The 20,147-nt window shown below is 65.8% G+C and carries 20 protein-coding genes, 1 tRNA gene and 1 pseudogene; 12 read left to right on the plus strand and 10 right to left on the minus strand.

Annotated elements, in window-relative coordinates:
* The coding region (locus E4O86_RS03295; protein WP_161139100.1) for a TetR family transcriptional regulator at positions 1–727 on the minus strand (727 nt) is incomplete at its 3' end.
* 454 nt (positions 728–1,181) lie between these two features.
* On the opposite strand from E4O86_RS03295, the gene E4O86_RS03300 reads away from it, so the two are divergent.
* A tRNA-Ser gene (locus tag E4O86_RS03300) sits at positions 1,182–1,271 on the plus strand.
* Here the strand turns inward: E4O86_RS03300 and E4O86_RS03305 are convergent.
* The 6 genes and pseudogenes from E4O86_RS03305 to traA all read right to left on the minus strand — a co-directional run.
* Positions 1,242–2,870, minus strand: a pseudogene (locus E4O86_RS03305) (recombinase family protein); the annotation flags it as partial. The gene E4O86_RS03300 and the pseudogene E4O86_RS03305 overlap by 30 nt on opposite strands.
* Complete coding sequence (locus tag E4O86_RS03310; protein ID WP_161139101.1) at positions 2,867–3,328, minus strand: type II toxin-antitoxin system VapC family toxin; 462 nt, start codon at positions 3,326–3,328, stop codon at positions 2,867–2,869. The pseudogene E4O86_RS03305 and the gene E4O86_RS03310, both read right to left, overlap by 4 nt.
* Positions 3,325–3,573, minus strand: coding sequence for a type II toxin-antitoxin system Phd/YefM family antitoxin (locus E4O86_RS03315; protein ID WP_054308812.1), 249 nt, complete (start codon positions 3,571–3,573; stop codon positions 3,325–3,327). Before E4O86_RS03315 ends, E4O86_RS03310 begins: the two co-directional genes overlap by 4 nt.
* Before the next feature lie 86 nt (positions 3,574–3,659).
* Complete coding sequence (locus E4O86_RS03320) at positions 3,660–3,905, minus strand: hypothetical protein (RefSeq protein WP_161139102.1); 246 nt, start codon at positions 3,903–3,905, stop codon at positions 3,660–3,662.
* On the minus strand, positions 3,895–4,113 hold the full coding sequence (locus E4O86_RS03325; protein ID WP_161139103.1) for a helix-turn-helix transcriptional regulator: 219 nt from the start codon (positions 4,111–4,113) through the stop codon (positions 3,895–3,897). Before E4O86_RS03325 ends, E4O86_RS03320 begins: the two co-directional genes overlap by 11 nt.
* A gap of 130 nt (positions 4,114–4,243) precedes the next feature.
* The gene (gene traA / locus E4O86_RS03330; RefSeq protein ID WP_161139104.1) at positions 4,244–7,150 is read right to left on the minus strand and encodes a Ti-type conjugative transfer relaxase TraA; all 2,907 of its coding nucleotides are present in this window, start codon (positions 7,148–7,150) and stop codon (positions 4,244–4,246) included.
* Positions 7,151–7,321: 171 nt separating this feature from the next.
* Between traA and E4O86_RS03335 the strand changes: the two genes are divergently transcribed.
* Complete coding sequence (locus E4O86_RS03335) at positions 7,322–7,648, plus strand: conjugal transfer protein TraD (protein ID WP_205520676.1); 327 nt, start codon at positions 7,322–7,324, stop codon at positions 7,646–7,648.
* A gap of 1 nt (position 7,649) precedes the next feature.
* A complete protein-coding gene (locus E4O86_RS03340) occupies positions 7,650–7,919 on the plus strand; it encodes a conjugal transfer protein TraD (protein WP_161139106.1) in 270 nt (89 codons plus the stop codon).
* A 59-nt stretch (positions 7,920–7,978) separates the two neighbouring features.
* Here E4O86_RS03340 and E4O86_RS03345 read toward each other — a convergent pair whose 3' ends face one another.
* The 3 genes from E4O86_RS03345 to E4O86_RS03355 form a co-directional block, all read right to left on the minus strand.
* On the minus strand, positions 7,979–8,467 hold the full coding sequence (locus E4O86_RS03345; protein WP_246206177.1) for a sensor histidine kinase: 489 nt from the start codon (positions 8,465–8,467) through the stop codon (positions 7,979–7,981).
* A gap of 511 nt (positions 8,468–8,978) precedes the next feature.
* The gene (locus E4O86_RS03350; RefSeq protein WP_161139108.1) at positions 8,979–10,361 is read right to left on the minus strand and encodes an ATP-binding protein; all 1,383 of its coding nucleotides are present in this window, start codon (positions 10,359–10,361) and stop codon (positions 8,979–8,981) included.
* A complete protein-coding gene (locus E4O86_RS03355) occupies positions 10,358–11,017 on the minus strand; it encodes a response regulator transcription factor (protein WP_161139109.1) in 660 nt (219 codons plus the stop codon). Before E4O86_RS03355 ends, E4O86_RS03350 begins: the two co-directional genes overlap by 4 nt.
* A gap of 145 nt (positions 11,018–11,162) precedes the next feature.
* Here E4O86_RS03355 and E4O86_RS03360 point away from each other — a divergent pair, with 145 nt between their 5' ends.
* The 9 genes from E4O86_RS03360 (at position 11,163) to E4O86_RS03400 (ending at position 19,810) form a co-directional block, all read left to right on the plus strand.
* On the plus strand, positions 11,163–11,477 hold the full coding sequence (locus E4O86_RS03360; protein WP_161139110.1) for a PepSY domain-containing protein: 315 nt from the start codon (positions 11,163–11,165) through the stop codon (positions 11,475–11,477).
* Positions 11,470–12,132: a cytochrome b/b6 domain-containing protein gene (locus E4O86_RS03365; protein WP_161139111.1), complete on the plus strand. Its 663-nt coding sequence runs from the start codon at positions 11,470–11,472 to the stop codon at positions 12,130–12,132. The genes E4O86_RS03360 and E4O86_RS03365 overlap by 8 nt, the downstream gene beginning before the upstream one ends.
* Before the next feature lie 166 nt (positions 12,133–12,298).
* A complete protein-coding gene (locus tag E4O86_RS03370; protein ID WP_161139112.1) occupies positions 12,299–12,832 on the plus strand; it encodes a hypothetical protein in 534 nt (177 codons plus the stop codon).
* 270 nt (positions 12,833–13,102) lie between these two features.
* Positions 13,103–13,477, plus strand: a complete 375-nt coding sequence (locus tag E4O86_RS03375) for a hypothetical protein (RefSeq protein ID WP_161139113.1) — start codon at positions 13,103–13,105, stop codon at positions 13,475–13,477.
* 64 nt (positions 13,478–13,541) lie between these two features.
* Positions 13,542–14,012, plus strand: coding sequence for a DUF2271 domain-containing protein (locus tag E4O86_RS03380; protein WP_161139114.1), 471 nt, complete (start codon positions 13,542–13,544; stop codon positions 14,010–14,012).
* Between the two features lie 12 nt (positions 14,013–14,024).
* Positions 14,025–16,232 carry a PepSY domain-containing protein gene (locus tag E4O86_RS03385; protein WP_161139115.1) on the plus strand — a complete coding sequence of 736 codons (2,208 nt, stop codon included), beginning with the start codon at positions 14,025–14,027 and terminating at the stop codon, positions 16,230–16,232.
* The gene (locus tag E4O86_RS03390) at positions 16,213–17,199 is read left to right on the plus strand and encodes an FAD:protein FMN transferase (protein WP_161139116.1); all 987 of its coding nucleotides are present in this window, start codon (positions 16,213–16,215) and stop codon (positions 17,197–17,199) included. The genes E4O86_RS03385 and E4O86_RS03390 overlap by 20 nt, the downstream gene beginning before the upstream one ends.
* 5 nt (positions 17,200–17,204) lie before the next feature.
* Positions 17,205–19,112 (plus strand): heavy metal translocating P-type ATPase, encoded by a 1,908-nt coding sequence (locus tag E4O86_RS03395; RefSeq protein ID WP_161139117.1) that lies wholly within the window; start codon positions 17,205–17,207, stop codon positions 19,110–19,112.
* Positions 19,109–19,810 carry a VIT1/CCC1 transporter family protein gene (locus tag E4O86_RS03400; RefSeq protein ID WP_161139118.1) on the plus strand — a complete coding sequence of 234 codons (702 nt, stop codon included), beginning with the start codon at positions 19,109–19,111 and terminating at the stop codon, positions 19,808–19,810. The genes E4O86_RS03395 and E4O86_RS03400 overlap by 4 nt, the downstream gene beginning before the upstream one ends.
* Positions 19,811–20,147: the final 337 nt, after the last annotated feature.

Here is a 20,147-nt window from a genome sequence, read left to right on the forward strand (position 1 = left end):
CGTCCGCCGCGCCGGCCGGCGCGGCAGCCTGCCGCGCCGGCGGGCCGGGCGCCGGCATGAGACCTTCGGCCGCCCGTCCGAGCAGCCCCTCCGTGGTGACGCGTACGATCTCGTCGACCGCCGCGTCGGCGTCGCCGCCATCCGCCTCGCCGCGCGAGAGCCGGGTCACGCGCTCGGGATTGATGAGCGTGTAGTAGAGGCTGCCGAGCAGGAAGTGCGAGCGCCAGACGACGTCGCCGCGGCTGAGATGCGGCGCCGCCTCGTGGAGCGCGTCGATGAAGGCGTGGCTCGTGGCGTCGAACGCCTCCGCGATGGTGGCGCGGGCGTCGGCATTGTTCTCGGCCGAGAGCGCGGCCCGGAGCCGGGTGAAGCGCGCGCCGCCGCCTGCCTGGTCGCGGAGCGAGGAGAAGGCCGGCACGACATAGGCGCGGACGATCGCCTGCACGCGTTCGACCGGATCGTGGATGCGCCGCGCCTCCCCGAGAAGCTCCAGCCGCCGGGCGTTCATCGGCCCGCAATGGCGCCGGTAGATCTCCCGCAGCAGCCCGGCCTTGGTCCCGAAATGATAGGCGACGCTGCCGAGATGGGCGTCGGCCGCGCGCGCGATGTCCCGCACCGAGACGGAGCTGAAGCCGTTCTCCGCGAACAGCGCCTCGGCCGCCTCGAGGAGCGCCTCGCGGACATTGGCGTGGCGCCTTCCTCCCTGTCTTTCGGCTTGGTTGTTCATATTCCTTGTACACTCGACCAAGGAATTCGTCGTGTCAATCGGGGTGGGTGGGCATTTTCAGAATGTGGGATTGCGAAACGGCGCACCGGGGTCGGACTTCTGCATCCGCGCGCGAAGTCGCTTCGCCGCAGCCGTGAGCCGGCCGCGTTGCGGAATGCCTGCCGGCGCGGCGAAGCGTCCGGGCGCGCGGCGGGCGCCGTCCCTTTGCCCCAAGTTCCGCCCGGCCCGGAGGCGCTCTGCCGGAGGGCGCGGTGGGCGGCAGAGCGGACTGGGGCCATGTCCCGGCCGGGATCCGCTCCGCCGCGACGCCGGCTAACGCCATGCGCGTCCGGCGGCGTTCTCACGCCGGCGGTGAAATTCGCCCCTCCGCACCCCGGTAGCGCCGGAGGTCCTTGCCGGATCGCGGAGCAGCGTTTAGATAGCGCCTGCCTCGTGCCACGCACGCTCTTTACGCGGAGGGGTGCCGGAGTGGTCGATCGGGGCGGTCTCGAAAACCGTTGTGCGGGCAACCGTACCGGGGGTTCGAATCCCTCCCCCTCCGCCACTTCAGTCCCTGAGTGGGCACTGAGTTTACGCCGTTTTTTCCGATAAGCGCCTGTAGCAGCCGGGACTTCGATCCCATAATACGAACCTCGCCGTCCGCGACCTCTACCCGCTGCGCCAGTGCGCGCAGGTGGTCGCGGCGGTAACCACCGCCTTCGAGACGGATGCGCTGGCGGGCGGTCTTGGCGAAGGTGCGGACCAACTGCGGGGTAATGGCCTTGGCGCCAGAGTTGTCGAGCATGGCTTGGGCGCGCTCGGCGTCGGCCTTCGCTTGGTCCCTGATGGCCTTGAGGCCGTCGATGCGGTCTTTCAGCGCCGGGTCGTCGATGTCGGCCACGCCTGCCTCGATGGCGTCATAGAGCCGCTTGAGGCGCAGTTCCGATTCAACGGCGCGCTTGTTCAGTTCCGCGATGTGCTCGCGGCGGCGCTCGGATTGTTCCTGCCTGCGGTCGAGAACGCTGGCGAGGATCGTTTCCAGCCGCTCGGGCTGGAGAAGCTGATCTTCCAGATGGCTGGCGACAAGATCGTCCAACTTGTCCATAGGCACGGCCATGCCCTCACAGGCGGTCGGACCCTGCCGGGCTTTCATCGAGCAAGCATAGTAGCGGTAACGCCCGCCCTTGCCGGTGCGGATGGTCATGGCCCCGCCGCACTTGGCGCAGTGGATCAGGCCGGTCAGCATGGTCGGGCCGCTAATGACGGCGGATGGCATGACCTTGGGGTTGCGGGCCTTGAGCAATGCCTGCACCGCGTCGAACGTCTCGCGGTCGATGATCGGCGGGACCGGAACCGTCACGATCTCGCTGACGGGTTTCAGCTCCTTGGTCTTGCTGCGCTTGTTGAACTCATGCTCGCCCATATAGGTGCGGCGCGTCAGGATGCGATGAACCTGCCCGATGCCCCAGCGCCCGCCGTCGCGGGTGAAGATGCGGCGGCTGTTGAGATAGGAGACGATGTTCTTGACGCCCATCTGGCCGGTCGTGCCGTCGCCTTCCAGCGCCAGGCGATAGATCAGCCGCACCGTGTCGGCGTGGAGCGGGTCGATTTCCAACTTCTTCTTGGTCTTGGCTCCGCGCTGCTCGGCCGCGACGACACGGTATCCGATAGGAGGAAGCGAGCCGTTCCAGAAGCCTTGGCGGGCGTTCTCCTTCAAGGCCCGCATGACGTGCTTGGCGTTTTCCTTGGACTGGTATTCGTCAAACAGCGCCATGATCTGCCGCATCATCTGATGCACCGGATCGTCACCGATCTCCTGCGTGATCGACAGCAGCTTGACGCCGTTCTTCGCCAGCTTCCTGACGTAGAACTCCATATCAAAGGCGTCGCGGAAGAAGCGGCTGAACGAGTGGACGATCACCACGTCGAACGGCGCGGGCTTGGACGTGCCCGCCTCGATCATGCGCTGGAACTCTGGCCGGCGGTCGTTGGTCGCCGAAGCGCCCGGCTCCACGTAGGTTTCGACAAGCTGATAGCCGCGCGAGGCGCAATAGGCTTCGCCCTGGCGCTTCTGGTCAGGGATCGAGACATCATGCTCGGCCTGTCGCGCCGTCGAGACGCGCAGGTAGAGGGCGGCGCGCAGGGGGATTGTGGAAGCGGTCATGCCTGGTCTCCTTCGGCAGCCGCCTCGTCAGGCAACAACACGGCGACACCGAATGGCAGGAAATGCTTCGTGTTGCGGGTGACAACGATGAGTTCATGCGCCGCGGCGATGCCGGCGATCACGGCATCGGCCATGCCGGGGTCGTGACCGGCCGCAAGCGCCTTCGCTTCCAGCCGCCCGCCGATTGCGGCGGCCTGCGCGTCGAAGCCAATGATCTTGTCATCGTATGTGGATACAAGGCCACTGAGCCATGCTTTCAGGCTCGCGGCCTTCGCCGTTGCCCCCTTGTGATCAAGGAGCGCGATTCCCTTCTCGATCTCATGAATGGAGACAACCGACAGGAATAACCGGCCGTCGCCGTCCATGCGATCCAGCCAGGTGAGGAAGTCAGCGGATGCTTCCGACTTCGACGGCGCCAGCATGGAGACGACGTTGGTGTCGAGAAGAAAACCGCTCAAAGCTCGACATCTCGCGATGGCTTGCGGTTGCGCGTGAATTCTCCGCCTGGGAACGTCCTGAGATAGCTGACAAGGCCCGCCCGTTTGCGTTCGAGCGCCTTGCGCGCGATCTCCGCCGCCTCGACCGAAACCAAAGCCGCGACGGGTTTGCCATGACGGGTGATGGTCACGATCTCTCCTTTGACAGCCTCATCAACAAGGCTGGAAAATCCAGCCTTGGCGTCTCTGAGGTTGATGGTCAGCATGTTGCGTCCTCCATATGTAGCCATATGTGACTACATATAATCTATTGAAGGGCGGATTTCAACGCCGATTTCAAATCTCCGAGGTGTCAGCCCTCGGGGCCGAACAGGTCATCGAACAGGTCTCCGAACCATTGCTCGAACACCTCGATCTCGGCCTCTGTGACCGGAACGGGATGGGGCCAGTCGTCGGTGACGGTCCAGGTGGACAGGTCATGTTTGGGCGGTCTGCCGGGGAACGGCCACGGATAGCCCAACAGCGTCTCAAGCTGCTCCGTTGCCGTGGGCGGCCTGACGCGCCGGGAGCGGGACCGCGCGCCGCGATCAGACGCCATCGAGGTCGCGCCCGCTTCCGGGCCGCCAGGCTACGGGATTGGCGACCCATCGGTTAATGTCGGATTCCTTCCAGCCCGCGCCGTTGACGCTGATCTTGATCTGGGGCGGGAACGTGCCCTCGGCGATCTTGCGATAGATGGTGGACCGGGATAGGCCGGTCCGGGCGAGGACGGTGTTCAGGCGGACGATACGGTCTGATGCGAGCATGGCTGCGCTGCCTCCTGCTGGCTATTTCTGACGATTGCAGAGACCAGACAGAGGAGCGATTTGTTGTTGTGCAATAGATATTTGGGCTTCGTAGTAGTGTGGCGAAGAGACGGCGGAAAATAGGATGGTTCTACAGTCCGAGACCCCGCCCCCGACCAAGCCCGAAAGTGAGGGTGAGGTCGCGACCGATGCCCATCCCCGAATCGAATGAGATGCCGAGTTCCCGCTTGCGGCCCGCCAGAAGGGATTCCATCTGCGGGTCGCGTTCGAGGCTGTGGGCCATGTTCCCCATCTCCGCCCGCGCGGCCCTGTGACCGGCATAGTCGCCCGCCGCATACCGTTCGTCGCTGGCCCTGTGGAGATTTTGCCAGCGTTCCACGAAGCGGTCGGCGCGCAGGCTGGGATCGGTGCGCAACTCGGTTTCCAGTTGCAGGGCGCGGATTGCGCGCCGGGCGTCGCCGGACGCTGCCTCCGCCGCAAGCTCCGGGTTTTTCTTGTAGGCGGCTTCGGCGTCGTGCGAGCCGTAGGGGCGCACCTCCTCGAACCGCTGGCGCGCCTCCTGCAATTCCCTGATCTGATCGGGGCTGGCCTTGTAGCCCTGTTCCTGCGCCGCGAAGATCGCATCCACGGCGCGCGCATGACGGACGAGCGCCCGGCCACGGGCGCGGCGCAACGCCGCCTCCGGGTCTTCCTCCACCTTCCTTTCCGGCCCCTGTCCGCCCTCGGCGGGCAGGCGCAGCCCGTCGAAGATGCCGCGCACCTTTTCGGGAACTTGGCGGACGATCTCGACAACCCGTTCCACGCGCTCGCGGAAGGTGATCCCGCGCCGTTCGGCGTAGTCGCGGGCGGGTTCAAAGTCGGTCGCCATGTCCTTGGCGCGCTCGCGCGACATTGCGCCGACAAGCCGGTCCCGATTGGCGAAGTCGTCATGGCCGTAATGCAGGTCCATGCCGTCCCGGTGCCGCGACAGGGCGACATAGCTGCCGTGGGCGTCCATGCCCGGGGTCGCCAACACATGGGCGCGGTCCACGGTCATGCCCTGCGCCTTGTGGATCGTCGCGGCATAGCCGTGGTCGATCTTGTTGTAGTCCTTCAGGTCGAACGCGACATCGCGGCCGTCATCGGTGCGGACGGTCATGCTCTGGGCGCCGACCTGCTCGATGGTGCCGAGCGTGCCGTTCTTCACGCCAAGGCCGCGCTCGTTTTGCAGGAACATCACGCGGTCGCCGGGTGCGAAATTCCGGGCGCCGCGTTCGGCAGCGACAAGCACGTCCGCGCCAAGTTCACCTGCGTCACGCATTTTCTGGCGGGCGGCCTCATTGAGCGCGCGCACCTCCGCATTGGTGTGGGTCAGGATGATGCGGGTTGCGTCGGGGTTCACCTGCCGCTCGCGATCCCAACGGTCGATCAACTCGCCGCGCGCCTGCTCGCGTGATGCGGCCTCATGCACCATGCCATGTGTCTCGTAGGCATGGATCGCATTGCCGGTTTTGCCGGTCGCCAGATCGCGCGTCGCGTCGCGTTGCCAACCTTCCCGCTGGCGGCGCACCTCGCCGATCTCCGCCCCGCCGTGGCGCTCGTGGATCGAACGGAACGCCGCGCCCGCCTCGATGGACTGCAACTGCTGCGGATCGCCGACCAGCACCACCTTGGCCCCGGCCTCGGCGGCATGGGATAGCACGCGCTCCAACTGCCGCGTGCCGACCATGCCCGCCTCGTCGATGACAAGCACATCGCGCGCGGTAAGCACATCGCGGCCCTGCGCCCAACCATGTTCCATGCTGGCGATGGTGCGGGACGTTATGCCCGATCCGCCTTCGAGATTTTGCGCGGCGATGCCGGAAAGGGCGACGCCCCTGACCTCGTAGCCCGCCGCCTCCCAAGCCTCGCGCGCCACGCCGAGCATCGCGCTCTTCCCCGTCCCGGCATAGCCGACGACGACGCCCAGACCGCGCCCGTCCGTGACGTGCGCCAGCGCGTCAGCCTGCTCGCCGGACAGGACAAGGCCGCGCGCTTCCGCGCGCGCCAACGCGGTTTCGCGATTCCTGTCATTCACCTCATGGCGCTCCCGCTCGGCCATCATCTCGGCGGCGCGGTGCAGGTGCCGTTCGGCCTCGATCATGTCGCGGGTGGTGAACCGATCTTCGCCGCGTCCGTCCTTGCCGAGTTCGACCAGATCGGGCGCGTTGCGCATCGCGGCCATCACTTCGTTGAACTGGTCGATCCCGTCGCTGTGCCGGTGCGCGAACATCGCCATGTCGCGCCGCGTGAAGGTCGATTGCTGGTGCGTGATCGCGTCCAGCGCGGCGGAAGGATCGGCGATGATCCGCGCGCCGTTCTCGCGGGCAATGCGGCGATGATCCTGGGCGCGGTCGGCATCAAGTCCGGCGGCTTCCATGCGCTGCGCGGTCGCGCCGATCTGGCTTTGCGGCTCCAGCCCGATGCCCTGCACCTCAAGGCTGCGGTGGTCGATCCGCGCGTCTATGTCGAGTTCCGCCAGCCGCTCGTTGACGTGATCGGCCCAGCGTTCGCGCCAACGCTCGACCAGCTCCGTGCGGTTCCAGTCCCGCACCTTCGGGCCAAAACCGTTTTCGTCCACCGAGCGCATGGTGAGCATGACATGGGCGTGGGGCTTGGGCTGGCCGTCCGCGCCCACATCCCAATGCACATTGAGGTCGGCAATCATGCCCCGATCCACAAACTCGGACTGCACGAAGTCGTGGGCCAGTTCGATGCCCTGGGCCTGTGTCATCTCGCGCGGAAGGGCGAACTCCACCTCGCGGCAAAGCTGGGCGTCCTTCCTCTTCTCGAACGCCTCGACATCATTCCATAGCCGCTCGCGGTCGGACCATGCCTCCGGCGCGTTCTCCGGCAACATGACCTCGGAATGGACGACGCCCGGCTTGTTGGAGAAATCGTGGTCACGGTCCAGCCGGTCATCGCGCAGCCGCGAGGCCGAGCGATAGGCGGCGGCAGCGACCGCGCTGCGGCCCGCCGCGCGTCCGATGACCTGAACGGAGAAATGGTAGATCGCCATGGCGACCTACCAGATACTGCCCTCAAGCGCACGTCGGAACGACGTATAAGCGCGCCCTCGAAATGAATTTCTCGGGATGATCCGCGCCGTTCCAGACCGTCCCGGTAACACAGAAGCATTCCGGCCAGTGCGAAACTATCATCGCTCCATCGACAGCTTATGGAGGACATGATGCGCAGGCCACGGGACTACGACGCGGAACTGAAGGCGCTGGAGGACAAGGCGCAAGACCTGAAGAATCGCAAGGTGCAGCAGCTTGGCGAGCTGGTCATCTCGACCGGAGCCGACGCGCTCACCGCCGACGAACTGGCGGGCGCGCTGATCGTGCTGGCCGAAACCAAGGATGCCGGAAAGAGGGAGGCATGGGCGAAGCGCGGGGCCGCGTTCTTTCGAGGCCGGTCGCGGCGAACTGCATCGGCACCTGACCGCAACGGCGGCGGCGCTCCGGCGCAACCGGGCGGCGCGCAACCGGCATCAGGTGGCACGGGCGCGACGTGACATGCGCACATGGCAGGTCGAGCGCCGCAAGCGCACGCGGCATCTGATCGAACTCGGCGGCCTCGTCGTCAAGGCCGGGATTGTGGACCTGACCGGCGATGATCGGTCCATGATTTACGGCGCGCTGCTCTGGATGGTCGACAAGCTCAAAAGCAATCAGGGCGAACATGCACGGGAACTGTGGGCCGCAAAGGGAAGGCAGATGTTCGAGGTGGAACGCAAAGGAGATGCAACCGCCACGTTGCAGCAGTACCGGCAGGATGGTGCCTGATGTCAGGGGGAGGCCATACCACGCTCCACCGTATCGGAGAATCGCAGATGACCTATCGTTCAAGGCCGGCTCGCGTCAGGAAAAATGAGACGGACGAGCGCGCCGCCGCCCGGCGCATCCTCAAGGCGAATCTCACCCCCATGCAATTCCATGATGGTCGAGGCGATGGCTAGGCCAAGGCCCGCCCCCTCGGTGCGGCTCTTGTCCAGCCGGTAGAAGCGCTCCAGCACGGCTCTACGTTGAGCGGCCGGAATGCCTGGGCCGTGATCGCGTACCGAGCATTGCCGGTCCGGTCCTGCGACAACCTCAACCACTGTCCGCGGCGGGGTATGGGACACGGCGTTCTCGACGACGTTCCTGAGGGCTCGGCCAATCGCATCCGCGTCTCCGTGCACTTCGGTTGCACCGGCATCCTTGAACATGTTCGAGCGGCCGCGGGAAACTGCGAGGGGCGTCAAATCGGCTGCTACATCGGAAGCAATCGCACGAAGGTCCGCGCGTGTGTTCGCGTCGATCTCAAGCGCCGTGGCGTGAGACAAATCGAGCATCTGGTCCACCAGGCGCTTCCTTAACATCCGCGACCTGCACGCGATTCATATTGTAGGCGAGATTGGCGAAGCATGATCTTGGCCTCGGCGCACTTGCGACCGATGGTGCGGACGAACAGACCCATCTTGTCCTTCCGATGGGCGAGCACGTCTCGCCGCCTATGTCGACAGCATCGTGCAGGTGGTCGTCAACGTGGCGGTGCCGACCGAAGGCTGGAACCATCCGCCGACCTGCTGTGCCGTGCTGCTGCGGCCAAGCTCCTACAAGGCCACCATGATCCAGATGGTCGGTCGCGACCTGTGCACGGTGAGTCCCGAGGAGCATTCCCCCGGCCACTCACATTGCCTTCGGGTACACCAAGAAAGCCTTAGGTGAAGCGTCCACCTTGACCGAGAGATATTCGCGCTGCGTTTCGCGGGCAGTCTCCCTCCAGATGGCGCCGAATGCAGAGCGCTTTTAGCATCTGAACAACCTGCTGATGTAAGGCGATGACCCGCGCGGCGGGGTGTTTCACCCCGATCCGCAGCCGTCACAGACGTCGCCCGAGCCTACGAAAATCCTCGACCCGAAAGTCGGGATCCTGACACTCGCCTCAAAGCCCGACTCCTGGCCTGAACGCGGGGATCTTAGTACCAGCGGACTTCCGATGCGATCAGCGATGGTGGCGACAATCGTCAGGCCTAACCCGCTGCCGTCGGAATGTGCGCCGGCGCGTTCGAAGCGGTCGGTCAGGCGGGATAACGTCTCAGGCGGCACGATCGGCCCTTCGTTTGCGACGATCAGTTCCCCGTCCGTCGCGAGCGTCACCTCGACGGGAGAGGTGGCGCTGCCATGGCGCAGGGCGTTTTCGATGAGATTGCGGCATAGGATTCCTACAGCGTCCGGGTCGATGTCCGAGACCACTGGTTGATCAGGAAGTTTTAGAGCGATGCGATCAACCGTCGCGTTTCTCTTGATGTCCTCCACGACAATACGCATCACGTCACGCAGATCCGACATCCGATCCAGGCGCAGCCGTGCTCCCTCGGCCCTGGCCAGCTGCATCAGACGCTCGGCGCGGCGCGTCAGCCGCTTGAGCGTCGCCTCGATGTCGGCGGCTCGTTTCTTGGCCGCGGGATCGCCGGTTTCCGTCTGGAGGCGCTGCGCCTGTGCGATGGCAGCCGCCAGAGGGTTTCGCAGTTCGTGGGCGGCGTTGGCAGCGAAGCTGCGCTCGGCATCAAACGCCGCTTTGAGGTGGTCGAGGAGAGCATTGAGCGTCGTCGCCACCGGGGCGATTTCCGACGGGAGACCATCGGATGGCACAGGCGATAGGTCCCGTTCGTTGCGGGCCTTGAGCCTTTCGCGGAAACGCCGCAGAGGCGCGATGCTTGCCCGAACCGCGAAGACGATCACGATGAATGCGGCCGGGATGACGACGAGGATTGGCAGTCCAAGGCCCATCTGGATTTCTCGCGCGACCGCTGCGCGGTGCTCCAGGGGCTCGGCTACGGTGATCCGCACGCTGCCCTGCAGCGCTTCATCGTTGTAGAGCCTGTGGGTCGCGGTCTGGCGAAAGCCCGGTCCATCATAGGTCGGGAAGATTTTGGGGGCCGCCGCGTGCGATTGCAGCAGGATTCGCCCGTCCGCGTCTCTGACAACGTAGGTGAAGAACTCGTCGTGTTCGCGGATTGTCCCGAGCCGCTGGGTAACGCCATCTTCCTCGCGTCCAACGATATCCACGACGGCAAGCGGCAAGAGGCGCTGCGCGGTTTCCTGAAGCGCGGAGTCAAAGACCTCGTCCATTTCGTGCCGAAGGATCACGGCCGTCATGGAGGCAGCACCTATCCACAAAAGCGTCAGCAGAATCCCGATGGACAGCCCAAGCCGGGCCTGAAGGCTGTGCGGCGTTCTCATGAGGAGCCCAACCGATAGCCAAGACCGCGTTCGGTCTCGATCACTCCCGATCCGAGCTTCTTGCGCAGCCGGCTGACATGGACCTCGATGGTGTTGCTCTCCACCTCTGCGTCAAAGGCGTAGAGCTTTTCCTCGAGTTGCGCCTTGGACAGAAGTTGACCGGGGCGCGCGAGAAATGCTTCGAACAGCGCCCATTCGCGGGCGGTCAGTTGGACAGGCTTGCCGTCCCGACGGATGCTGCGGGACGCGAGATCGATGTCGAGCGCGCCGTGTGTGATGATCGGGTTCGGATTGCCCGTGTAGCGCCGTGCGACCGAGCCGATCCGCGCCGACAACTCGGCGAGATCGAACGGCTTCACGAGGTAGTCGTCGGCGCCGGCGTTCAGTCCCTCAATACGGTCGGAAACCTGGTCGAGCGCGGTCAGGATGATCACCGGCGTCACGTCGCCTCGGGCGCGTAGCGCCTTAAGGAACCCGATCCCCCGGCCGTCCGGCAGCATGAGATCGAGCAGGACCAGATCGTAGGCCGTCCCCGTCATCGCATCACCCGCCGCATCGAGGCGGGTGGCCCAGTCCACGGACTGGCCGTCCCCGGCGATCTGGTCGCGCACGGCGGCGCCCAGAACAGAGTCGTCCTCGATCAGCAGGATGCGCATGGCTTTCCGTTTCCCTTCGTCTTCGTGACACCCCTTGTCCGCTCAGGCTGACGCAAAGCTGACGGTCTCGGGTCCAACGCTTCAGGATCCCGTCAGCTTGGTCGCGCATGGTTCTGCCGAGTTGGCTGCACGATGGAGTTTGCCCATGAAGAAGACACTGACAATTCTGGGCTTTCTCGCGTTGCTCCCGGCGGGGACCGCGTTCGCTGACGACGGCTGTTTCGCTCCCATGGCCAACTGGCAGCCGCGCGAGGCCGTGGCCCGGCTGGCCGAACAGAAAGGCTGGACCGTACGGCGGATCAAGATCGACGACGGGTGCTATGAGATCGACGGCAACGATGCAGAGGGGCGCCGGATCGAGGTGACGGTTCACCCCGCGACGCTTCAGGTGATCGAGATCGAATACGAGGACGACCGCGGCCGCCCGCGCCGCAATCGGGAGGAACAGAGCAATGACTGATACGGTTGTCGAGCAGGCCGCGCCGCAAGGCGGCGATGCAAGCGGCAAGGTTCGGGTCTGGGATCCACTCATCCGCATCTTCCACTGGGGCCTCGTCGTCGCCTTCACGATCGCGTGGCTGACTGCGGACGAGCTGCAGCCGGCCCATGAAATCGCCGGCTACGCGGTTGCGGGCCTCATCGCCTTCCGGTTGATCTGGGGCCTTGTCGGCAGCCGCTATGCGCGCTTCGCGCAATTCCTGCGCGGCCCGGCCACCACTCTGGCCTATCTTGGCGACATGGCGAGGGGGCGGGAGCGCCGCTATCTCGGCCATAACCCCGCAGGCGCGACAATGATCGTGGCACTTCTGCTCACCCTATCCGGCACAGTCCTTACCGGCTGGTTGATGGAAGAGCCGAGCCGTGTCGCGATGCTGCCCGATCTGCCACAGATCGTTGCTCCGGCCCAAGCCGATGACGATGGCAACGAAGGTGAATATGGCGAAGTAGAAAGTCCGTTGAAGGAGGTGCACGAGACATTCGCCAACCTGATGCTCCTCCTCGTGGCGCTGCACGTGGGGGGCGTGGTGCTTGCCTCATTCCGCCATCACGAAAACCTCGCTCGCGCCATGGTTACCGGCGACAAGCGCGCCCCGGATCGCGGCGACATCGCCTGATCTTTTCCTCCAGCGCTGTTTGTTCCGCAGCCCGGACTGAGCCCTGCCCCGTTGGTGGGGCTTTTTCTTGGTTCCTTACAGAAAGCTGAAGCGATAGCCGCTGCCTCGTCAGGAAGCCCTCAGGTGACATCTCCATGTTGGTTGCATCAGCAGAAAGGAGAATATCATGCGCACTACACTCATCGTCACCGCTGTCCTGTCCGTTTTCGCCACCACAGCTTCGGCGGGGTCCTTCGACACCCCATACGCGCTGAGCGCGATCCATCAGGACTTCCTCACGCAACTCAAGGGCACCGCCGACGAAGCAGGCGAAGTCGGAAACGCGGCCCGCGCAGCGGTCAGCGTTTTAGAGCCGCATGTCGAATTGGAGGAAAGTGTCGTCCTGCCATTCCTGAGCTTCTCGGAGGCCGTCAGGGGCGGGAACGCCTCCGTCGTCCCTGAGATTCCGGAGAGGTTGGAAAGGCTGAAAGCGGAGTTACCCCAGCTTCTCGACGCCAAAACGAACGGGATCGGCACGTTGGTCGATCTGTACGCCGTCGCGGACTCGGAAGGCCGCCCCGAGATTGTCCAGCTTGCCGAAAGAATGATCTGGCACGAGACCATCGATGCCGAAATCCTGTATCCGGCCGCGGTTCTCGTCGGACAGGCCGCCCAAGCGAGCATGGTCGGGACAACTTCGGGGGCCACGCCGGGGCCGTGATCCGGTCCCGATTTTCAATATGGGCAATCCTCATGCGCGCTGCCCACCGTGGCGGCCGGCTGTTGCAGCCGGCCGTTTCGTAAGAGCCAGTCACGCAGCAAGGGCCAGTTCCCTCTCGCCTCTCGCGGTCAAATCGCGGCGCTGACGTAAGCCATAATAAGCGTTCTGTTCGTTCCTGACGCCAAGCTGAAGCGGAAACCTCGTCCCTGTCAGGAAGCCCTCAGGTGGCGTCTCCAGACTGGCCTCATTGGTTCAAAGGAGACCCACACCATGAAAAAGACCCTCGCCCTTCTCGTTGCTTCGACGGCCCTGACAGTGGCCATCGGCGTACCCGCATGGAGCGCCATGCGCGTCCCGCAGGATGACGCGAAACCCCAACCAATCGCCGCGCTCTTCGACGACGGACAGGAGGCGCTGCCACTCATCTTCGTCAGCGACGATGATGATGACGATGACGACGATCGCGAAGACCGCCGCTCGTCCCGCTACGGCGACGACGATGATGACGATGATGACGATCGCGAAGACGACGACGATGACGACGCATCTGGCGGCGCGCTCAATCCGGCGCCGGCCGGCACCGTCGCGCCGCCCCAGAACGGGCTCTTCGGAAACGGCGCGCCGCCGCAGATTCAGGTGAAGTGAACCCGACTGTCACGTCCCATCTCCGAAGAAAGCACGTCCCATCTCCGAAGAAAGAATGATTCCCATGAAATCCGTTCTCGCAGCACTCGCGTTGACCACGGCGCTGACGCTTCCCGGGCTCGCCATGGCGCGGCCCGTGACGCTGACCACGACGCTCAACAACTACGGTGGCGATGGCGCCTACCTCGCCGTTTACGTCACCGATCCGCAAGGCGCCTATGCCGGCAGTCTCTGGATGGCCGGCGGCAAGTCGAAATACTACGAGCACCTCCCCGACTGGTACCGTGCCACCGGTGGTGACCCGGCCCAGATCAACGGCATCACCGGCGCCAGCGTCGGGGCGGGCCGGACGCTCGAGATCACGCTCGATCTGGCCGATGCGCTGTTCGATGCCGGCTACACGCTGCACATCGACGCGGCCGTCGAGAACATGCGCGACAGCCCGAACGAGGTCGCCGTGCCGTTGACGACCGATGGCGCGGGCAGGCCGGCGCGCGGGCGCCGCTACATCGCCAGCTTCACCTATGCCATGTGAGGAGACACGGTCATGATCCGCGCCCTCCATCGTTGGCCGGGTCTGCTGGCTCTGGCTCTCGTCACCGTTCTGGCGCTCAGCGGGGCGACGCTGTCGGTCTTTCCTGCGGCGGAACGACTCGGCTCTCCGCAAGCCGAGGCCAGGCTCACAGTGGCCGACCTCGCCTCGCGTATCCAGGCCGTCTATCCGGGCGTCGAACAGATCCGGCGCGCGCCGTCGGGCCGGATCACCGCTTACTGGTTCAACGACGGCGCGCCGGGGGCCGCCGTCATCGACCCTGCAACAGGGCAAGGGGTCGCGTCGGCTGATCCCAATCAGGCCGAACGCTGGCTGACCAACCTGCACCGGTCCCTGTTCCTCGGCGACGGTGGCCGCGTCGCCATGGCAGCGGGCGCGGCCGCGATGCTTGTCCTGTCGCTCTCCGGCGCGGCTCTGGTCGCACGGCGGGCTGGTGGCTGGCGGCGCTGGTTTGCCCCGCTTCGCGGCCCGCTCTCGGGGCGGCTGCATGTCGAGATTGCCCGCGTCGCGGTTGCGGGTCTTGTCCTGTCCTCTGCCACCGCGCTGTGGATGACGGCCTCCACCTTCGACCTTCTGCCCGATGGGAGCGCTGCGCCGGCAATTCCGGCTAAGGTGAGCGACAAGACCAGCGTGGCGACCGGCGCCATGGACCTGCTCGGCGCCACGCCAGTCGCCGAGCTGCGCGAGCTGAGCTTTCCCTATCCCGGCGACGCGAGCGACGTCTTCACACTGAAGACCGATCGGGGCACCGGATACCTCGATCAGGGGACCGGCGCGCTGCTCGCCTGGGCCGATCTCACGGCATGGCAGCGTATCTCGGAAACGATCTACATGCTGCACACCGGTCAGGGCGCGTCCGTACTCAGCCTGGTGTTGGGACTGATGGCGCTGGGCGTGCCGGTGATGGGCGGGACGGGTGTCGTGGTCTGGCTCGCCGGGCAGCGGGGACGGGCGAGGATCAAGGGCAACGTCACAGCGAACCGTGCAGAGACGATCCTTCTGGTCGGCAGTGAGGGCGGCAGCACCTGGGGGTTTGCAGCGACGCTGCATCAGGCGCTGACCGAGGCGGGTCAGAGCGTTCACGCCGCTCCGATGTCGGCCTTCGATCCGGCCTGCTACGGAAAGGCACAGCGAATCCTGGTCCTGGCCGCCACATACGGCGACGGCGACGCGCCTGCTTCGGCCAAAGGTTTTCTTGACCGCTTGGCGCGACTCGACGCACCGCCTGCCGCGCCCCTCGCCGTGCTGGGCTTCGGCGACCGGAGCTTCCCGGCCTTCTGCGCCTTCGCGAAGGCGGTGTCGGCCGTGGCGGAGGCGAAAGGCTGGCAGAAGCTTCTCCCCTTCGACACCGTGGACCGGCAGTCGCCGCAGGATTTCGCCCGCTGGGGCCGGATGCTCGGCACAGCCATGGAGATTTCGCTCGAGCTCTCCCATCAGCCCGTACGTCCTGCCGCGCATCCGCTGACGCTGGTCTCGCGCCGTGATTACGGGGCCGAGGTGCAGGCGCCGACCGCGATCCTGCGCTTCGCCCTGCCGAAGATTCCGCTGTGGCGGCGACTGACGGGACGCGGCTTCGGGCGCTTCCGGGCGGGCGACTTGCTCGGCATCGTGCCTGAAGGCTCTGCCGTGCCCCGCTTCTATTCGCTCGCTTCGGAAAGCCGCGACGGTTTCGTCGAGATCGTGGTGAAGAAGCACCCCGGTGGCCTTTCTTCCGGACAACTCATGGCGCTTGAACCGGGCGATGGCGTTTCCGCATTCCTCCGCCGCAACTCCGACTTCCATGCGGGCCGGGGCCGCACGCCCCTGATCCTGGTCGGAGCGGGGACGGGCATCGGCCCGCTGGCGGGCTTCATCCGGGCGAACACGGCGCGGCGTCCTGTCCATCTGTTTTTCGGCATGCGTCATCCTGACAGCGACTTCCTCTATGGCGAGGAGCTCTCTGCCTGGCAGGACGAAGGTCGCCTCGCACGGCTCGTCACCGCGGTCTCGCGCGGGGCACGACCTCATTACGTGCAGGACGCGCTCCGCGCCGAAGCCGCAGACGTTGCCCGGCTGATCGGGGATGGGGCCCGCGTGATGGTCTGCGGTGGGCGCGACATGGCGGCCGGAGTCGCCGACGCGCTCGCCGACATACTCGCGCCCATCGGGCTGACGCCGGTCGCGCTCAAGGCGGAAGGACGGTATGTCGAAGATGTCTACTGACTTTACGCGCCACGTGCTGAATGGCCCCACGATGGGCACGCGATGGTCGGCTCTGTTCCATGCGGTGGGGCAGCTCGACCCGGCTCCGATCCAGGCCGCGCTTCAGGCAGCAGTAGACGAGGTGGACGGGCAGATGTCCACGTGGAAACCCGACAGCGACCTGATGCTTCTGAATACGGCTCCGGTTGGGAAATGGTTGGCGGTGCCCGCACGGCTAATGGACGTTCTTCACCTCGGGCTCGGGATCGGGCGTGCGTCGGGCGGAGCCTTCGACATTGGCATGGGAGATGCGGTGAGGGCCTGGGGTTTTGGTCCGGAGGCCGCGTCGCCCGCGCGCATCCGTGCCGCGATGACTGCTCCGCGAGAGCCCGCACATGATGTGCTCGAACTCGACAAGGCGGCCGGTCGGGTGCGCAAGCTTGCCCCGATGACGCTCGATCTGAACGGAGTTGCCAAGGGCTACGGCGTCGACCGTCTGGCCGAGACGCTTATGGGGCTCGGGATCAACTCCGGCCTGGTCGGCATCGACGGCGAGATGCGCGCGCTCGGACTGAGGCCGGACGGTGAACCCTGGACGATCGCGGTCGAGGCGCCCGACCCCCATCGGCGCACCCCGCACTCGATCCTCACCCTCGAGGGCGCCGCCGTCGCGACCTCCGGAGACTATCGTCACTGGGTCGAGGTGCGGGGACGGCGCCTGTCGCACACGATGAACCCGCGCCGTGGAGCGCCACTCGTGGACGCACCCGCCTCCGTCACGGTCGTTGCGCGAAGCTGCGCGGAGGCCGATGCATGGGCGACCGCGCTCATGGTTCTCGGCGCCGAGGCAGGCACGAAGCTCGCGCGGCAGCATCGGCTCGACGCGCTCTTTCTGGTGCGCGATGCTGAGGCAAGGACCCGCGGTCTGCGAGTCGGACGCCTGTTTTCCGAAGAGCCAGCGGCGATCGCCTCGGCCGAGGGGAGTTGAGCCGCATGGAACACACAAGTACTGACCGCTTGAAGACCGTCCTCTTGCTGGTCGCACTGGCAGGCCTCGTGACGGGACTTGCCCCTTACTTCGCCGGCAGGACTGATGCGGCCGGCATCGCCTGGTTCGTCGGTGTTATTCCGGTTCTGGCCGCTCTTCTGATCGAGATTCTGCGCAGCCTATGGCGGGGCGAGGTCGGGCTCGACATCGTCGCGGCTTTGTCCATGTCTACGGCTCTTGCCTTTGGCGAGACGCTGGCGGCGGCCGTCGTCGCCGTGATGTATTCCGGTGGCACCTTTCTCGAGAGTTTCGCCGAAGGCCGTGCGCGGCGCGAGATGCGCGACCTCTTGTCGCGCGTTCCTCGAACCGCGACCCGGCATCGGAACGGTGGTCTCGAGGACGTGCCCCTCGATGAGATCGAGCCGGGCGACCGGCTGCTGATCCGGCAGGGCGACGTGGTGCCGGTCGACGGCACGCTGGCGTCGGATGCGGCCTACCTCGACACCTCTGCCCTGACGGGTGAATCGCTGCCCGCGCGCCTGTCACGCGGGGCGGACGCCATGAGCGGATCGACCAACGCGGGCGAGGCCTTCGACCTGACTGCCACTCGCCCTGCGAAGGAAAGCACCTATGCCGGAATCGTCCGGCTGGTCGAGGAGGCGCAGCGGTCCAAGGCGCCGATGTCGCGACTGGCGGACCGCTGGTCGCTGGGCTTTCTGGCCGTTACCGTCGCGATCGCCTTTGCCGCCTGGTGGTTCACGGGCGATCCGATTAGGGCCGTCGCCGTATTGGTCGTGGCGACCCCCTGTCCGCTGATCCTGGCGGTTCCGGTCGCACTGGTGGCCGGCCTGTCGCGGGCGGCGCATTTCGGCGTCCTCATCAAGGGGGCCGGCCCGCTCGAAACAATGGCGCGCATCCGCACGCTGATCCTCGACAAGACCGGCACGCTGACCGACGGGCGCCCGCAGATCGTCGCGATCGACAGCCACGACGGCATGGCCGAACAGGATATCCTCCGCCTCGCTGCCGGGCTGGAGCAGGCGTCGAAACATCCCGTCGCGCAGGCCATCGTGGTGGCGGCCAAAGCGCTGGGTCTTTCGTTGTCCGTGCCCTCGGAGGTCGCCGAGGTCCCGGGCGAAGGCGTCGTCGGAAGCGTCGACGGGCACAAGGTCATTGTGGGCGGCGATGACTTCGTGGCGAAGCGTGTGGGGCGAAGAGTGGGCGACCATCCGGCCCTTGCGGCGGGGTCGGTCCTCGTCGCCGTCGCGGTGGACGGTCATATGGTAGGGCATCTCGTCATGGCCGATCCCCTTCGAGAAGATGCCGCAGCCATGCTCGACGGGCTTCGCCGCGAAGGTATCGGGCGCATCCTTCTGGCGACGGGCGACCGGGTCCAGGTGGCCGAACGCGTGACGGAAGGTCTTGGCTTCGACGGGCTCCGGGCCGGACTAACCCCCGATCAGAAGGTTCTTCTCGTCCTGACCGAGCGGAAGAACGGCCCCGTGATGATGGTCGGCGATGGCGTGAACGACGCACCCGCGCTCGCCGCGGCGGACGTGGGCGTGGCCATGGGCGCCCGCGGCGCCGCTGCCTCGGCCGAAGCCGCCGACGTCGTGCTGCTGGTCGACCGGATCGACCGGCTCGGACCGGGGATCGAGATTGCCCGGCGCTCCCGGCGCATCGCGGTCGAAAGCGTCGTGGCAGGTATCGGCCTCTCCGTCCTCGGCATGGTGGCCGCCGCGTTGGGTTACCTGACCCCCGTGCAGGGAGCGCTCATTCAGGAGGCCATCGATGTCGCCGTCATCCTGAATGCGCTGCGCGCGCTGCGCATCGAACCCCACGAAGCCTCAGTGTCAGAACGCATTGCCGAGATGCCTGTTCGCGACGCCATTTTGAAAGGAACGGTGTCATGAGCCGGCTCTCGCATTCCGAAATCCACATGGTTCACCGCATCGGCTGGCTTCGCGCCGCGGTGCTTGGGGCCAATGACGGCCTCGTGTCGACCTCGAGCCTTGTCGTGGGCGTTGCCGCGGCTGGGTCTGGACGGACCGAGGTGCTGATCGCCGGATTGGCGGGGCTTGTGGCCGGCGCGATGTCCATGGCGGCGGGCGAGTATGTGTCGGTCAGTTCCCAGACCGACGCCGAGAAGGCCGATGTCGCGCGCGAAACCCGCGAACTCGCGGAAACGCCGGAAGCCGAACTTGAAGAACTCACGCGGATCTATGTCGGACGCGGGCTTGATCGTGATCTCGCCGAAAGGGTGGCGGTTCAGCTGACCGAACGGGACGCCCTCGGCACACACGCCCGCGACGAACTCGGCATATCCGAGACCGTGACGGCGCATCCGATCCAGGCCGCGGTCGTGTCCGCTCTGACCTTCGCGGTCGGCGCCGTCGTTCCTCTGATCGTCGCGCTCTTGTCTCCGCCGGCGCAAATCACTCTGGTGGTCGCCGCTTCCACCATTGTCGGCCTGGCGGTGCTGGGAGGGTTGGGAGCGTCCGCAGGCGGCGCCGGCATTGTTCGGGGCGCCGCACGGGTGACCGTCTGGGGTGCCCTTGCGATGGCCGCCACGGCAGTGGTCGGAATGATTTTTGGGGTCAATGCAGGATAGAAGATGGCAACGGAGGTGGAGAAGATTAGGTTGTCATGGACAAAGCTTGACGCTGGACTCGGCGCGTGGGCGAACGGACTCTTCAAGAGCCGCTCTTTAGAGCTACGCTGAATCGGCAGGCGCTCACTATGATCGACGGTGGCACCGTTTCGGCCTAATCGGCTCGGACCTGATAAGTCGCAAAGCCTACCTCTCTGGAGGCAGATCTCGCCGACGTCATAGTGCTATGGCGTAAACGTAGTGCTCATTACTATCGGTCGCGGCCCGCCATCAACTCGCTCACGGCAGTTTCGCTTCGCTCAACGCCTCCGCGGGGGCGGCCTTTCGGCCGGTCGCG

This window comes from Propylenella binzhouense, assembly GCF_009866965.1.
In the GTDB taxonomy this organism is placed as follows: Bacteria; Pseudomonadota; Alphaproteobacteria; order Rhizobiales; family Afifellaceae; genus Propylenella; species Propylenella binzhouense.

Excerpts from the sequence above, each read along its gene's own strand:
- E4O86_RS03370 (WP_161139112.1), top strand. The coding sequence starts at position 12,299 with ATGCGCACTACACTCATCGTCACCGCTGTCCTGTCCGTTTTCGCCACC.
- E4O86_RS03390 (WP_161139116.1), top strand. The coding sequence starts at position 16,213 with ATGTCGAAGATGTCTACTGACTTTACGCGCCACGTGCTGAATGGCCCC.
- E4O86_RS03335 (WP_205520676.1), top strand. The coding sequence starts at position 7,322 with ATGCGCAGGCCACGGGACTACGACGCGGAACTGAAGGCGCTGGAGGAC.
- traA (WP_161139104.1), bottom strand. The coding sequence starts at position 7,150 with ATGGCGATCTACCATTTCTCCGTTCAGGTCATCGGACGCGCGGCGGGC.
- E4O86_RS03340 (WP_161139106.1), top strand. The coding sequence starts at position 7,650 with ATGCGCACATGGCAGGTCGAGCGCCGCAAGCGCACGCGGCATCTGATC.
- E4O86_RS03325 (WP_161139103.1), bottom strand. The coding sequence starts at position 4,113 with ATGCTCGCATCAGACCGTATCGTCCGCCTGAACACCGTCCTCGCCCGG.
- E4O86_RS03400 (WP_161139118.1), top strand. The coding sequence starts at position 19,109 with ATGAGCCGGCTCTCGCATTCCGAAATCCACATGGTTCACCGCATCGGC.
- E4O86_RS03365 (WP_161139111.1), top strand. The coding sequence starts at position 11,470 with ATGACTGATACGGTTGTCGAGCAGGCCGCGCCGCAAGGCGGCGATGCA.
- E4O86_RS03395 (WP_161139117.1), top strand. The coding sequence starts at position 17,205 with ATGGAACACACAAGTACTGACCGCTTGAAGACCGTCCTCTTGCTGGTC.
- E4O86_RS03350 (WP_161139108.1), bottom strand. The coding sequence starts at position 10,361 with ATGAGAACGCCGCACAGCCTTCAGGCCCGGCTTGGGCTGTCCATCGGG.
- E4O86_RS03380 (WP_161139114.1), top strand. The coding sequence starts at position 13,542 with ATGAAATCCGTTCTCGCAGCACTCGCGTTGACCACGGCGCTGACGCTT.
- E4O86_RS03345 (WP_246206177.1), bottom strand. The coding sequence starts at position 8,467 with ATGCTCGATTTGTCTCACGCCACGGCGCTTGAGATCGACGCGAACACA.
- E4O86_RS03315 (WP_054308812.1), bottom strand. The coding sequence starts at position 3,573 with ATGCTGACCATCAACCTCAGAGACGCCAAGGCTGGATTTTCCAGCCTT.
- E4O86_RS03385 (WP_161139115.1), top strand. The coding sequence starts at position 14,025 with ATGATCCGCGCCCTCCATCGTTGGCCGGGTCTGCTGGCTCTGGCTCTC.
- E4O86_RS03320 (WP_161139102.1), bottom strand. The coding sequence starts at position 3,905 with ATGGCGTCTGATCGCGGCGCGCGGTCCCGCTCCCGGCGCGTCAGGCCG.
- E4O86_RS03355 (WP_161139109.1), bottom strand. The coding sequence starts at position 11,017 with ATGCGCATCCTGCTGATCGAGGACGACTCTGTTCTGGGCGCCGCCGTG.
- E4O86_RS03375 (WP_161139113.1), top strand. The coding sequence starts at position 13,103 with ATGAAAAAGACCCTCGCCCTTCTCGTTGCTTCGACGGCCCTGACAGTG.
- E4O86_RS03360 (WP_161139110.1), top strand. The coding sequence starts at position 11,163 with ATGAAGAAGACACTGACAATTCTGGGCTTTCTCGCGTTGCTCCCGGCG.